The sequence below is a fragment of the Rhizobium ruizarguesonis genome (assembly GCF_012349115.1).
Classification (GTDB): Bacteria; Pseudomonadota; Alphaproteobacteria; order Rhizobiales; family Rhizobiaceae; genus Rhizobium; species Rhizobium ruizarguesonis.
Genome location: NZ_PQIG01000085.1, coordinates 12,858 through 25,288, shown reverse-complemented (window position 1 = coordinate 25,288; position 12,431 = coordinate 12,858). Strand labels below are relative to the sequence as shown.

Annotated in this window: 14 protein-coding genes; 8 read left to right on the top strand and 6 right to left on the bottom strand. The window is 61.5% G+C overall.

The window, feature by feature from the left end:
- Positions 1 to 13: 13 nt before the first annotated feature.
- The 5 genes from C3Y91_RS20070 (at position 14) to C3Y91_RS20050 (ending at position 3,808) form a co-directional block, all read left to right on the top strand.
- The gene (locus tag C3Y91_RS20070; protein WP_024321228.1) at positions 14 to 772 is read left to right on the top strand and encodes a hypothetical protein; all 759 of its coding nucleotides are present in this window, start codon (positions 14 to 16) and stop codon (positions 770 to 772) included.
- A gap of 98 nt (positions 773 to 870) precedes the next feature.
- Positions 871 to 1,734, top strand: coding sequence for a CAF17-like 4Fe-4S cluster assembly/insertion protein YgfZ (ygfZ, locus tag C3Y91_RS20065; RefSeq protein ID WP_024321229.1), 864 nt, complete (start codon positions 871 to 873; stop codon positions 1,732 to 1,734).
- Positions 1,731 to 2,339: a YfbR-like 5'-deoxynucleotidase gene (locus C3Y91_RS20060; RefSeq protein WP_018070590.1), complete on the top strand. Its 609-nt coding sequence runs from the start codon at positions 1,731 to 1,733 to the stop codon at positions 2,337 to 2,339. Before ygfZ ends, C3Y91_RS20060 begins: the two co-directional genes overlap by 4 nt.
- Positions 2,336 to 2,866, top strand: a complete 531-nt coding sequence (locus C3Y91_RS20055; RefSeq protein WP_018484447.1) for a tyrosine phosphatase family protein — start codon at positions 2,336 to 2,338, stop codon at positions 2,864 to 2,866. Before C3Y91_RS20060 ends, C3Y91_RS20055 begins: the two co-directional genes overlap by 4 nt.
- Positions 2,867 to 2,923: 57 nt before the next feature.
- The gene (locus tag C3Y91_RS20050; RefSeq protein WP_024321230.1) at positions 2,924 to 3,808 is read left to right on the top strand and encodes a mechanosensitive ion channel family protein; all 885 of its coding nucleotides are present in this window, start codon (positions 2,924 to 2,926) and stop codon (positions 3,806 to 3,808) included.
- A 102-nt stretch (positions 3,809 to 3,910) separates the two neighbouring features.
- On the opposite strand, the gene C3Y91_RS20045 is transcribed toward C3Y91_RS20050, so the two are convergent.
- Positions 3,911 to 4,426: a superoxide dismutase family protein gene (locus C3Y91_RS20045; RefSeq protein WP_024321231.1), complete on the bottom strand. Its 516-nt coding sequence runs from the start codon at positions 4,424 to 4,426 to the stop codon at positions 3,911 to 3,913.
- A 138-nt stretch (positions 4,427 to 4,564) separates the two neighbouring features.
- Positions 4,565 to 4,918 carry a hypothetical protein gene (locus tag C3Y91_RS20040; protein ID WP_172643705.1) on the bottom strand — a complete coding sequence of 118 codons (354 nt, stop codon included), beginning with the start codon at positions 4,916 to 4,918 and terminating at the stop codon, positions 4,565 to 4,567.
- 427 nt (positions 4,919 to 5,345) lie between these two features.
- On the opposite strand from C3Y91_RS20040, the gene C3Y91_RS20035 reads away from it, so the two are divergent.
- From C3Y91_RS20035 to C3Y91_RS20025, 3 genes are all read left to right on the top strand, one after another.
- Positions 5,346 to 7,247: a putative bifunctional diguanylate cyclase/phosphodiesterase gene (locus C3Y91_RS20035; RefSeq protein WP_024321233.1), complete on the top strand. Its 1,902-nt coding sequence runs from the start codon at positions 5,346 to 5,348 to the stop codon at positions 7,245 to 7,247.
- Positions 7,248 to 7,383: 136 nt separating this feature from the next.
- Positions 7,384 to 8,043, top strand: coding sequence for an HD domain-containing protein (locus C3Y91_RS20030; RefSeq protein WP_024321234.1), 660 nt, complete (start codon positions 7,384 to 7,386; stop codon positions 8,041 to 8,043).
- A 9-nt stretch (positions 8,044 to 8,052) separates the two neighbouring features.
- Positions 8,053 to 8,910, top strand: coding sequence for an MOSC domain-containing protein (locus C3Y91_RS20025; protein ID WP_024321235.1), 858 nt, complete (start codon positions 8,053 to 8,055; stop codon positions 8,908 to 8,910).
- A 108-nt stretch (positions 8,911 to 9,018) separates the two neighbouring features.
- Here C3Y91_RS20025 and C3Y91_RS20020 read toward each other — a convergent pair whose 3' ends face one another.
- From C3Y91_RS20020 to C3Y91_RS20005, 4 genes are all read right to left on the bottom strand, one after another.
- A complete protein-coding gene (locus C3Y91_RS20020) occupies positions 9,019 to 10,014 on the bottom strand; it encodes an aldo/keto reductase (protein WP_024321236.1) in 996 nt (331 codons plus the stop codon).
- Between the two features lie 101 nt (positions 10,015 to 10,115).
- A complete protein-coding gene (gene recO, locus C3Y91_RS20015; protein ID WP_024321237.1) occupies positions 10,116 to 10,886 on the bottom strand; it encodes a DNA repair protein RecO in 771 nt (256 codons plus the stop codon).
- An 82-nt stretch (positions 10,887 to 10,968) separates the two neighbouring features.
- Positions 10,969 to 11,454: a response regulator gene (locus tag C3Y91_RS20010; protein WP_024321238.1), complete on the bottom strand. Its 486-nt coding sequence runs from the start codon at positions 11,452 to 11,454 to the stop codon at positions 10,969 to 10,971.
- A 209-nt stretch (positions 11,455 to 11,663) separates the two neighbouring features.
- Positions 11,664 to 12,416, bottom strand: coding sequence for a Crp/Fnr family transcriptional regulator (locus tag C3Y91_RS20005; protein ID WP_018070601.1), 753 nt, complete (start codon positions 12,414 to 12,416; stop codon positions 11,664 to 11,666).
- Positions 12,417 to 12,431 lie beyond the last annotated feature (15 nt).

The window sequence follows — 12,431 nt, the reverse complement described above, 5'->3', positions numbered from 1 at the left end:
ATCAGAGAGTTTGATGCACACCGGTAAAGAGAAAGTTTCGCGAATTCCGCTCGCGCCGGTGCTGCTTGCGTTTAGCCTCGCCGCCGGCAATGTTTTCCTTGCGCCGGCAGCCTACGCGCTTTCCGAACTGCACAAGATCCCCGGCCAGGCGGCCAACGACACGCCGCCCGCGCAAGGAAGCGCTCAGGGACAGAGCCAGCCGCAGGGCGGGACCACTCCCGGCGTTCCCATGGCTGATCCGCTGGTCAACAGCCAGAACAATCAGGGTGCCGACAAGACGCCGGGCGCTCAGGACAGTTCCAAGCCCGTCGAGGTGATCTACGACATCAGTAAGGTGCCAGAGCCAGTTCGAAAAATGCGCGAGCAGATTGTCGAAGCGGCCGCCTCCGGCGATCTCGAGCGGCTGCGGCCGCTGATGGGCACCGGCGCCGACCAGACGCAGGTGACTGTGGGCGAGCCGACCGACGATCCTATCGGCACGCTGAAGGATCTTTCGGGCGATCCCGACGGCGACGAGATCCTTGCCATCATGCTCGACATCATCTCGACCGGCTTCGTGCATGTCGGCCAGGGCACAGCAGACGACATGTATGTCTGGCCCTATTTTGCCGAAAAGGACCTGAAGTCGCTGACCCCGCCGGAGCGCGTCGAGTTGCTGCGCATCGTCACGGCCGGCGATCTCTCCGACATGCAGGAATTCGGCGGATATAATTTCTATCGCCTCGGCATCACGCCTGAGGGCAAATGGAAATTCTTCACGGCGGGCGACTGACACCCGTCTTGGCTGCGCCTTTCACGTCTCGCATGGCGCTTGCGATCCAGCTCATGAAGACATACCTCTGAGCGATGACCAACGCGACAGGTTCCGCCATGCCAGCCGTATTCCTGAAAGACCGCTCATTGCTCTTCGTCAGCGGCGCGGAAGCCCAATCCTTCCTGCAAAACCTGATCACCACCGATATCACCGCGCTCGGCGCCGACGAGGCGCGGCCCGGGGCACTCTTGACGCCGCAGGGCAAGATCCTGTTCGATTTCATGATCTGGCAGGACGGCGACGGTTACATGATCGAAACCGATGCCGGCCAGCGCGACAGCCTGCTGAAGCGGTTGACGATGTACAAGCTGCGCGCCGCAGTCACACTTGCGCCAAGCACCGAAGAGGGCGTCACTGTTTGCTGGGGCGAGGATGCCGAGGGCAGCCAAGGCGTCCGGGGCAGCCAGGGCGTCCGGGACAGCCGCTTCGCCAAGGCGGGCATCACGCTGATCCGCCGGCCCGGCAAACATGGTGATGGCAAAGAAGCGCTCTACGACGCGCTGCGAATCAGCCACGGCATCGTCACATCAGGATCGGACTTCGCCCTGCAGGACGCCTTCCCGCATGACGTGCTGATGGATTTCAACGGTGGGCTCTCCTTCCGGAAAGGCTGCTATGTCGGCCAGGAGGTCGTCTCGCGCATGCAGCACCGCGGCACCGCGCGCCGGCGCGTCGTCACGGTGTCCGCGGCAACAGCCTTGCCGGAGACCGGGACCGAGATCACCGCTGGCGGCAAGCCTGTGGGAACACTCGGTTCGGTCGAAGGCGGCAGTGGACTTGCGATCGTGCGCATCGACCGCGCCGGCGCGGCGATGGCCGTAGGCACGCCTCTGCTGGCCGGAGAAACGCCCGTTTCCCTCGTCCTGCCGGCATGGTCCGGCCTTGTCTTTCCCGCCAGCGCCGACGAGGCCAACGCGTGACAACGACGAAAGCGCCGCGTGCCTGGCAACGCATGCTGTCCGGGCGCAGGCTCGACCTGCTCGACCCCTCGCCGCTCGACGTCGAACTCGCCGACATCGCTCATGGGCTTGCGCGCGTTGCCCGCTGGAACGGCCAGACCTCAGGCGATCATGCTTTTTCGGTGGCCCAGCACAGTCTCGTCGTCGAGGATATCTTCCGCCGCTTCAACGATGCGCGGCCACAGGAATGCCTGATGGCGCTGCTGCACGATGCACCCGAATATGTGATCGGGGACATGATCTCGCCGTTCAAATCGGTGGTCGGCGGCGGCTACAAGACGGTGGAAAAGCGGCTCGAAGCCGCCGTGCATCTGCGCTTCGGCCTGCCGCCGCATCCCTCGCGCGATCTCAAGGACCGGATCAAGAAGGCTGACACGATCGCTGCCTATTTCGAGGCGACCGTGCTCGCCGGCTTCACCCCCGCCGAGGCGCAGAAATTCTTCGGCCAGCCGCGCGGCATCAGCAAGGACATGCTGATGATCGAGCCCCTGCCGGCGATCGAGGCGCAGCGGTTGTTCTGCGAGCGCTTCGCGGCGATCGAGGCCGAGCGGGAGATGGTGTCGTGACCTTTATCGTCGTCTCGCCGCTGTCGCGCATTGCCGAAATGGCAGTGCGCCACAAGGCGCGCGATATGATCAGCCTGATCGCCAAGGAGCAGGCCTTTCACCGACCGGGCGTGATCGCGGCCGAACGTCATCTGACACTTGGCATGAACGACATCGTCTTCAAAGGCACCGGCGACCTCGTGGCGCCTGACGAGACGCATGTGCGAGCAATTATCGACTTTGCCGCCTCGTGGCGACAGGAGACGCCGCTGCTCATCCATTGCTGGATGGGCGTGTCGCGATCGCCGGCGGCAGCCCTCATCGCCGCGCTGTCGCTCGCACCCGATCAAAGCGAGGAAACGCTTGCCCACCGGCTGCGGGCCGCCTCACCTTTCGCGACGCCGAATGCCCGGCTGATCGAGATCGGTGACGCGCTGCTCGGCCGCGGCGGCCGGCTGGTCGCGGCGGTGCGGGCAATCGGACGCGGTGCGGATGCCGACGGCAATGCGCCCTTCGTGCTTGCGATCCGGGACGCCGTTGGTGGTTGACGCTGCCGCCAGCCGCTCCATCTAGCCCCCGACCACTACAATCGACAGGGCCAGATCATGGAACAACAGGCAGCCGATGTCCTCCTCGCCACGCAAACGGCACTCAGCCAGGCAAGCGCGCTTGCGGTGCAATATTCCTTCTCCGTCCTCGGGGCGGTGATCCTGCTCGTTCTTGGCTGGGCGCTGGCCGGTTTTACCAGCCGCTGGGCCTATGAAGGCCTGTCGCGCGTTCATGGCATCGACGAGACGCTGGCGCGATTCTTCACCAATGTGCTGCGCTATGCGCTGCTCATCCTGGTGTTCATCACCGTCCTCGGTCAATTCGGCGTCCAGACCGCTTCGATCATCGCAACCCTCGGCGCAGCAGGCCTGGCGATCGGACTGGCGCTGCAAGGGACGCTGCAGAATATCGCCGCCGGCATTATGCTGCTGATCCTCAGGCCTTTCCGCGTCGGCGAATATATCGAGACCAGCAGCGTGGCCGGCACGGTGCGCGAAATCGGATTGTTTGCAACCGAGCTCAAAACCGGCGACGGGCTCTACCGTTTGGCGCCGAATTCGACGCTCTGGAATACGCCCATTACCAATTTCACCCGCGAGCCTACCCGGCGGAACGAGCTGAAAATCAGCGTCGCCTATGCGGATGACATCGATCTGGCGATGGAGACGCTGATGAACCTTGCCAAAGTCGATTCCAGGGTGCTGACGTCACCGGCCCCCAGCGTCTTCATCGACAGCCTTGGTGACGGCACGATCTCCGTAGCGCTGCGCTACTGGGCAAAGACCGGTGACTGGTGGCAAATCAGCCGTGACATGGTGAAGCGCGTGAAACTCGCCTTCGACGACAATCCTGACGCTGCGCCGGATGATTCAGATGCCGCGCCGGCAAAAACGTCCAACGGCAAGGCGACGGCCGAAAAACCGACGCCGACGCGGCAGTAAGACATTGCAGCGCCGCGGGCCTTTTTAAGACCCGCGGCGCTGTGCACTTCGAATTCCTAATTTTGTTCTTAATCGATGCCGATCTGAGAATTGCGCCGTAGGCTATTGAATGACGCCGCAAGAAAGTCTTTCCCCGGCATCACCCGAAGGCTGGCTGCGATAATCATCCGAATTGGCGTGCACCATCAATGCACGGCCGCGAATGCCGTCGGTCTTGCCGTCGAGCGTGACCATGCTGTCGAAGACCTGCGCCCGCAGCACGCCGTCCTGCCCGACATATTGATTGGGCATATCGCCGGCGTGCGGACCCTTGGCTGCAAGAATGCCGTGCTCTGCCTTCTCAGGATTGAAGTGGCCGCCCGCCGATTCGTGATGGGTCGCGGCGTCGCAGCGGCCGGTCTCATGAACATGGAAGGCCACCCATTTATTCGCCGGCAGTCCCGATATCTCGACTTCGATCAGGACGCCGCCAGTGGCGGCAGCCGTCAGTTGCGCGCGGCCGTCCTCCTTGCCGTCCTTGCCGACGAAATTGGCGACCGCCGTCTGCTTGTCCTGAGCGCCCGCCGGCAATGCAACCGCAAGCAGGCTCAGGGCGGCGATAATGCGCATGGCTTTCATGGAGATCTCCTTCCGTCCGGTTGTCCTTCTGAACGTGTCAAACCGGAAGGTGTTCCTGACCGAGGAAGATCGAACGAAGAAGACGTAACGAGAAAAGCCGGCCAACGGCCGGCTTGATCATCCGAATCGGGACGCCGTTCAGGCGACCGCGTCGAAATCGAACTGGCCGTAGGTCTTGCGGTAGAGATCCTCGGGCTGATCGCCTGTCGCCGGCGCGGTCTGCTGTAATGGATAGGAAACGGCGATGCTGATTGCCGTGGCACTGTCACGCGTGTCCATCATCAGCGCGATCAGGCTGCCGGAAAATTTCGGCTGCGTGTCGCTGTTCTTGTCCTCGTCGAGGAGCTCTTTGATGATGCCGGGCTTCTCATCGGCGGCACGTTCGCCGCGGCTGAGGACGCCATCGCCATTAGCATCGAGACGCGAAAGAGTCGCCAGATATGCATATGACGTGTCTGAAACGGATGTGGTGCTGGTCATACAAACCTCCATTCACCGCATTTTGCCGGTGGTGTTTGTACGCAATACGAACTTGGAAAATCACTGTTGACTCGGTGGTTAAACTGATTTGCGCAGTGCGTCAATAAGTTGTTAACTTCTCATTAACGATGATTGACAAAAGTTAACGGAATGCTCGAGCGCAGGCCTCTGCCAGCATCAGGGGGCCGCTTTTCTCCGTATTTCAGGTATTTTTCACATATAAAACAGACGCCTAACGCAGCGAGGTCTCTGCTGCACTGCAACCGAATATTAATCCGGCCCATACAAAATGGGCATTCACGCATCACCAGCAGGCGTCCAGCTCATCAATATCAATCTCTGTATTCATTTTAGAAAGGTCTTCTATGTCCGGCGAAATGAGGCACGTTCATCAAACGAGGACGCTTCCCTCCGCTATCGTCCCGCGAGACGCATTCACATGAAAGCTGAAGCGCTTTTCTGGCGGCAATGCACCGAGGCCGTCACCGCCGACGGATCGATCGATGCGCAGCGCCTGATGGATCTTGTGATCGCGACCTATCGCGTCCATGAAAGCGACTATGACGAAATCGAGAGAAGCGCGGAAACGCTGCTAAGGGAAAACCATGCGCTGACAGGCAATATTTCCGCCCTCAGCCAAGCGTTCGACGGACAGAAAAAACTCTTCGAAATCATCCTCAACAACCTGCCGCTCGGTCTCAGCGTCTTCGACTCCGACCAGCGGCTGACGCTTTCCAACACCCGCTTCCGCCAGCTCTTCGACCTGACGGACGAAGATGTCATTGCCGGCGCGACAATCGCCGATCTCACGGCCAAAATGCGCGGCACGGAGAGCGCCAGCACCAAGCCCGGCCGGCGGGCCGGGCGACATTCTTCCGCAACCGTAAGGAGCAGTAGTCTCCGTCGGCGCGAATGGTTGATGGACGATGGCCGCATCATCCAGAGCATGGTGACTATCCTTTCCGACGGCAGCAACATTTCCATTCATGCCGATATTACCGAGGATCGAAGGGCGGCCGAGCGCATCACCTATCTCGCCCACCACGACCCGCTCACCGGCCTTCCGAATCGCATTCATTTCCGCGAGCAGGTGGATGCGACGCTCACAGAGCGCAGGCCAGATCAGCAGATTGCCCTCGTTCACCTCAATCTCGACCGGTTCAAATCGATCAACAACACGATGGGCGTTTCGGCCGGCGACAAGATCCTGCTGCAGGTCGCCGAGCGCATCCGAGCCTCGGCCGGTTCGGAAAACACCCTGGCGCGCCTCGGCTCGGACGAATTCGCCATCCTGCAGACGGGCAAGCAGCAGCCCCGGAACGTGACGGCGCTTGCCGAGCGGATCCGCCGGGAGCTTTCCAAACCATTCCTCCACGGCGAAAAACAGGTGGAACTCAGCGTCTCCATGGGCATCGCAATCGCCCCTGAGGATGGCGAGGAAACCGATATCCTGTTGAAAAATGCCGGCGTGGCGCTGTCACATGCCAAGGCGGACGGGCGCAAACGCGAACGTTTCTTCGCCAGCGAGATGGAAGCGCAGATCCAGTTGCGCCACGCGCTGGAGGCGGACCTCAGAGCAGCCGTTGAGAATGAAGAATTCGAGCTGCACTACCAGCCGCTTTATGACCTCGTGCAGCGGCGCATCTGTGGTTTCGAAGCGTTGATCCGTTGGAACCACCCAGCTCGAGGCCGCGTTCCGCCGATGGATTTCATTCCGCTTGCCGAAGAGGTCGGCCTTGTCGTTGATATCGGCCGTTGGGTTTTGCACCGGGCCTGCAACGATGCAGCGCAATGGCCGGAGGGCATCAAGATCGCCGTCAACGTTTCGGCAATCCAATTCAGCAGCAGCGACCTGACGCAAGATGTCAGCGAGGCGCTTGCCGCCGCGGCGCTGTCGCCGTCGCGGCTTGAACTCGAAATCACCGAGAGCGTGCTGATGGAAAATCTGAGCGACGTGCTGCCGATCCTGCATGCGCTGAAGGAGCGCGGCATCCGCATCTCGATGGACGATTTCGGAACCGGCTATTCCTCACTGAGCTATCTCTCGAGCTTCCCCTTCGACAAGATCAAGATCGATAAGTCCTTCGTCAACGACATCGTCGACAACAAGGAAGCGCATGCGATCATGCACGCGATCATCCTGCTCGGCGATGCGCTCGGCATGCGCGTCACCGTCGAGGGCGTCGAGACGGCCGCCCAACTGGCGCTGCTCGAATGCGAGGAATGCGACGAAATCCAGGGCTATCACATCAGTCCGCCGCGACCGGCGCGTGACGTGCCCCATCTTCTCTCCCTGCCGCCGAACGGCGGCGTGACGCATCTTCCTGAAGCCAAGCACTGAGATCCCCCTCGATTGCGACTCGCACGGCAAGCCGCTACAAAATCGGCTGCGATTCCTGAGATCTTCGTTGTCGCATCCTTTTACCGCCCGCATTCCATTCCGCGCCGATGCCTATCGGCGGAAAACGATCTTCCTCATGACAGGTGGCGCTATGTTCGCGGCTGAAGCTTTCTCCCCACACGAAACGCTTGCCGCGGCGCTGATTGCGCATGCTGCCGATGGCGACGACGGCTCGCACGACCTTGCCCATATCCTGCGCGTCTTCAGGAATGCCATGCGCATCCATGAGGGAGAAGGCGGCGACGGTCGGGTGCTTGCCGCTTCCGTGCTGCTGCATGACTGCGTCGCAGTCGAGAAGAATTCGCCGCTGCGGGCAAGAGCATCGGCTTTGGCGGCGGAGAAGGCATCGGCGATCCTGGCAGAACTCGGCTGGAGCGAGGCGGATATTGAAGCAGCAGCCCACGCAATCACCGCGCATAGTTTCTCGGCCGGGGTGACGCCGCAGACGCTGGAAGCGAAGATCCTGCAGGATGCCGACCGGCTGGATGCGATCGGCATGGTCGGCGTCGCCCGCTGCTTCTATATTGCCGGGCGACTGGGATCCGGGCTCTACGATCCATTCGACCCGGCGGCGGCAGACCGCCCGCTCGATGACAAGCGTTATGCCATTGACCATTTCCAGACGAAGCTGTTCAAACTGGCGGAAGGATTCCAGACCGAGACCGGCCGCAGGCTGGCGGCTGCGCGTGACAAAAGCCTGCGCGACTTCCTCTCGGAATTCATGGACGAAATCTAGGAGCACAACATGCGTGTCAGCGACCTCTTCATCTACCCACTCAAGAGCGCCCGCGGCATTGCGCTGTCGGCCGCCGACATCGACGGTTACGGACTTCCCGGCGACCGACGGGCGATGATCACCGATGCGCAGGGTCACTTCATCACCCAACGCGAACTGCCAGATCTCGCGCGCATCGAGGTGCGACCGGAGGCAAGCGCCTTTCGGCTGCTGATGCAGGGGAAAACGGACATATCGGTAGCAGCGCCTCAGCCTGAAAACCGCATGGATGTGATCGTTTGGAAATCTGCCGTCAGCGCCGCCGTCGCCGATCCGGAGAGCAGCCGGCAGCTTTCCGAATGGCTTGGCCGCGAGGTGCGGCTGGTCTTCTTCGAGGGGCAGGCGCGGCGGACGGCGAATGCCGAATGGGCTGGCGAAGGCACGCCTGTCACCTTTACCGACGGCTACCAGATCCTGGTGACGACGACGGGCTCGCTGAAGGCATTGAATGCCGATCTCGCCGCCCATGGCGAAGGCAGTGTCGGCATGGAACGCTTCCGTCCGAACATCGTCATCGATACGGACGAAGCCTGGCCGGAGGACCGCTGGGCCGCGATCGAGATCGCCGGCATCCGCTTCGATCTCGTCAAACCCTGCTCCCGCTGCATCATGACGACGCAGGACCAGTTGACCGGGTCCCGCGAGGGACCAAACCCGATGCCGGCCATGGGCCGCATCCGCATGTCGGCCGACCGGCGCGTGCCCGGCCCGCTCTTCGGCTGGAACGTCACGCCACGCGGCAGTGGCAGGATCACGATCGGTGACACCGTCAGCATCATTGAAGAGAGGCCGGAAGGCTGGGCGCTCAAGCGTCGCGCCGCAGCATAGAAGCAATTCCAGGAAAAGTGCGAAGCGGTTTTCCGTCCGGAATTGCGTGAATACAAAGAGTTAGAGCGGTTCTGCGCTTCCGTGAAAAGCTGAACCGCTCTAGAAGCGTCACACGCGCGCGAGTGCGGTATCGATGCCTGCCATGACATCGGCCGGCAGGGGTCCCTTCTCCAGCGCGCCAGCGTTTTCCTCCACCTGGGCGACGGTACGGAAGCCCGGAATGGGAAGGGTGCGCGGCGAGCGTGCCCAGAGCCAGGCAAGCGCGCCCTGCGTCAGCGTGCGGCCGCCTGATGTCAGGAGATCGCGGACGGCATCGAGCCTTGCGGCGAATTCCGGGGCCATGCGGCCATCCTTGAAATAGACCATCCACTCGAGGGCAGCACCGCGGACATCCTTGGCGCCCACTGCCTTGTCAGCGGTGAACTTGCCGGTGAGCAGACCCATCGCCAGCGGACCGCGATTGATGGAGATCAGACCCTTCCCCTCGATCACCGCAATCATCTCCGGCACCGGTTCGAAGACGTTCATCGTATGCTGGACCGAGACGTAGCCCCGGCGGCCGGTATGACGGGCGGCGCGATCGGGAAAATCGGTGCTCCAGCCGAACGCGTCGATCTTGCCTTCGGCGCGCAGCGCCTCCAGCGTATCGAAGACGGCATCCGATTGATCCAGCGGGAAATCATTGAGATGGAACTGCAGGAGATCGAGGCGCTCGCGCTTGAGGCGGCGCAACGAGGTCTCGACCGAACGGCGGATGAAGGCCTCATCGGCGAAGGCGCCGGTTGCCTGCTTGGTAGCCGGATCGGTGGCGAAGCCGAACTTGGTGGCGATGACGATATCGTCGCGATTGCCAATCGCGCGGCCGAGCACCTCCTCCGAGTGGCCGGCGCCATAGTTCGAGGCCGTGTCGAAGAAGCGGATGCCGAGTTCGATGGCACGGTGGATCGCTTCCACGGATTCATCGTCGTCGACATCGCCCCAGCCGAGCGGCGTGTCGCCGGCGAAGAAGGGGCCGCCGATCGCCCAGCATCCCATGCCGAGGCGCGGAATTTCACGGCCGTTCCAGAGCGTGATCGTCGTCGGTGATGCGGTCTTGGTCAGCATGAGGTCCTCCTTGATTGGCAATCCTGTGAAGACATAGGAAGCGCTCATCGGCAGGTAAACCGCCAAATCCGGAGGATGTTTTGCACCCGTAAAAAACGAGGTCAGGCGGAAATACCATTCGGGCCGGAAAGCGTCCGCAAGGCTGGATTAAGCGCCTTGAGCGCCGCCTGAACGAAACCGTCGCGGGCAGTTGCCGCCTCGATGCCGCGCGGCTCGTAGACATGGCGATGCAGAAAGAACCCTGTCAGACGGAATGCGGCTGAGAGACTATCGAAGTCGGCCGCATGGTTGCCTTCGATGCTGAGGAACGGCGGCAGGACCAGCATTTTGTCCGCCCAGGGCGCACCGGCGGCGCGGCTGACGGCGCGGCCGGATTTCGGCGAGACATAGACGAGATCGGAACGGGCGCCGGTCGCGGCGCATTCGGCGAGATCGAGGCCGAAGCCGAGATCGTTCAGCACCGCAAGCTCGAAGCGTACGAAGAGTTCGCCGGCATCAGCCGGGTTGTGCAGGTGATCGAGGATGACCTCCAGCGCATCGAAGAGGTGCGGATGCGGGTCACGCTCCGGCAGCAGCCGCAGCAGCGCGCCCATCGCCTGGACACCGTAGACGGCGGTCGCCGTTTCCATCAGGCGGGCGGCGCGCAGCGTCACCGGCTCGACGCGGAATTCGCCGAGATGCTCGTCAAGCCGGGCACGCCAGATGACCTCCACGGCATTACCCGCCTGCAGCACCGGCTGCATGGCGCGCGAGCGGCCGGAACGCACCAGGCCGAGATGGCGGCCGCGATCACGCGTCATCACCTCGGCAATGACGCTCGTCTCGCCGTGGCGCTTGACGCCCAGAATGATCGCCTGATCCTGCCATTGCATCGAAAGAAGTCCCTGCGGCTGACGAATCCATCCTAATCCAAGGCCCGGTTTCTGTCATGGACCACTTCTGTCATGGATCGTGTCAGGCGACAGCCGGGAAAAGCCTCTGCAGGAATTCACGCATTGCCGTTTCGTCGAACGGTTTCACCAGAAGCGGTATGTGCTGCAGGTCGGCCGGGAAATCGCCTGTATCGGAATAACCGCTGACGAAGCCGAAGGGGATGCCTATATCGAGAAGATGGCGGGCAAATCCGAAGCTCATGCCCTCGCCGAGATTGACGTCGAGAAGGGCGAAATCATATTTCTCCGCAGCGATGGCAGCCCTCGCCTGTTCCAAACTGCCGACGATATCGATGCTCTCGACACCTGCCAGGCGCAAAATATCTTCCGCCTCCATCGCGATGATCAGACTGTCTTCAAGAACCAGAACACGGGTTGCGCTCATGATTCCATGCCCCTCGTCGGGCACCTGTCGCAGCGCCCCGGCCATTTCGCCAACATCATTGCCCTCCGGTGCCCCGCATGGCACGCTATCGGTGAATTCCGCCACCTTTTCTGAATAAACCATTTTTCTGCCCGGTCGATAAGAATCAAAATCGGAGGAAAGACGTCGGCTGACCTTATTTTCCCTGCTGCTAATCTGCATTTAAAAAAGACATAACCAGGCTGCTTGGCTAAAGCATGTCGCGCAAAAGTGTGCAGCGGTTTTGCGACAACGACATGCGTAAAACGAAGGCCTGAAGCGCCAGGAGCGAATCTGAAAGATCGCGACGCGCTTTAGATGAACGGGCGTTTGCCCTCTCCAAGCCCTTCCCAGCCGGCGATGACCATCAATTCCTCGCCGTTCAGCACCTCGCAGCCGCGCTCCTGCCAGCGGATCAACCCACGTTCGCTGAGCTTTTTCAAGGTTTTGTTGGTGTGAACGATGGAGAGACCGAGCGTGTCGGCAATGTGCTGCTGGGTGATGGGGATAAATTTGCGGCCGTTGAAAATATTGAGCTTCCGGCCGCGCTCAAACAGGAAAGCGATCAGGTAGGCTGCTCTTTCCAGCGCCGTGCGGCGGCCGATGCTCAAGAGATGCTCATCCAGGATGCGCTCCTCGCGCGCGGCGATCCAGGTAATGTCGAAGGCGAGCGAGGCGTGCTTGTTGTAAAGCGTCATCAGCCTGTCTCGTTCGAAGACACAGAGCGAAACGGGTGAAAGCGCTTCGACGGAGTGCTGCATCTCGCCGGCGATCGTTCCCTGCAAGCCGATCAGGTCGCCCGGCATGATATAGTTCAGAATCTGGCGACGCCCGTCCTCCAGCATCTTGTAGCGGAAGCCCCAGCCGGAGAGCACCGTGAAGAGATGAGCGCTATGGGCTCCCTCGACGAGGATGGTGGAGCCGGCATCGACGGCAAGCTCACCCCTTTTGAAGCTCGAGACGAATTCCAGCTCGTCGCGGCTGAATTCCCTGAAATGCGGCAACGGCCGCAAAGGACATTGCTCGCATGGGGTCTTGAACGAATTGATGGGTCTCGACGTCGCCATACTTGCCCTTGCCGT

Bases quoted from the DNA above. Each gene is read 5' to 3' on its own strand.
- C3Y91_RS20070 (WP_024321228.1), top strand. From the start codon at position 14: ATGCACACCGGTAAAGAGAAAGTTTCGCGAATTCCGCTCGCGCCGGTG.
- ygfZ (WP_024321229.1), top strand. From the start codon at position 871: ATGCCAGCCGTATTCCTGAAAGACCGCTCATTGCTCTTCGTCAGCGGC.
- C3Y91_RS20050 (WP_024321230.1), top strand. From the start codon at position 2,924: ATGGAACAACAGGCAGCCGATGTCCTCCTCGCCACGCAAACGGCACTC.
- C3Y91_RS20045 (WP_024321231.1), bottom strand. From the start codon at position 4,426: ATGAAAGCCATGCGCATTATCGCCGCCCTGAGCCTGCTTGCGGTTGCA.
- C3Y91_RS20040 (WP_172643705.1), bottom strand. From the start codon at position 4,918: ATGGAGGTTTGTATGACCAGCACCACATCCGTTTCAGACACGTCATAT.
- C3Y91_RS20035 (WP_024321233.1), top strand. From the start codon at position 5,346: ATGAAAGCTGAAGCGCTTTTCTGGCGGCAATGCACCGAGGCCGTCACC.
- C3Y91_RS20030 (WP_024321234.1), top strand. From the start codon at position 7,384: ATGACAGGTGGCGCTATGTTCGCGGCTGAAGCTTTCTCCCCACACGAA.
- C3Y91_RS20025 (WP_024321235.1), top strand. From the start codon at position 8,053: ATGCGTGTCAGCGACCTCTTCATCTACCCACTCAAGAGCGCCCGCGGC.
- C3Y91_RS20020 (WP_024321236.1), bottom strand. From the start codon at position 10,014: ATGCTGACCAAGACCGCATCACCGACGACGATCACGCTCTGGAACGGC.
- recO (WP_024321237.1), bottom strand. From the start codon at position 10,886: ATGCAATGGCAGGATCAGGCGATCATTCTGGGCGTCAAGCGCCACGGC.
- C3Y91_RS20010 (WP_024321238.1), bottom strand. From the start codon at position 11,454: ATGGTTTATTCAGAAAAGGTGGCGGAATTCACCGATAGCGTGCCATGC.
- C3Y91_RS20005 (WP_018070601.1), bottom strand. From the start codon at position 12,416: ATGGCGACGTCGAGACCCATCAATTCGTTCAAGACCCCATGCGAGCAA.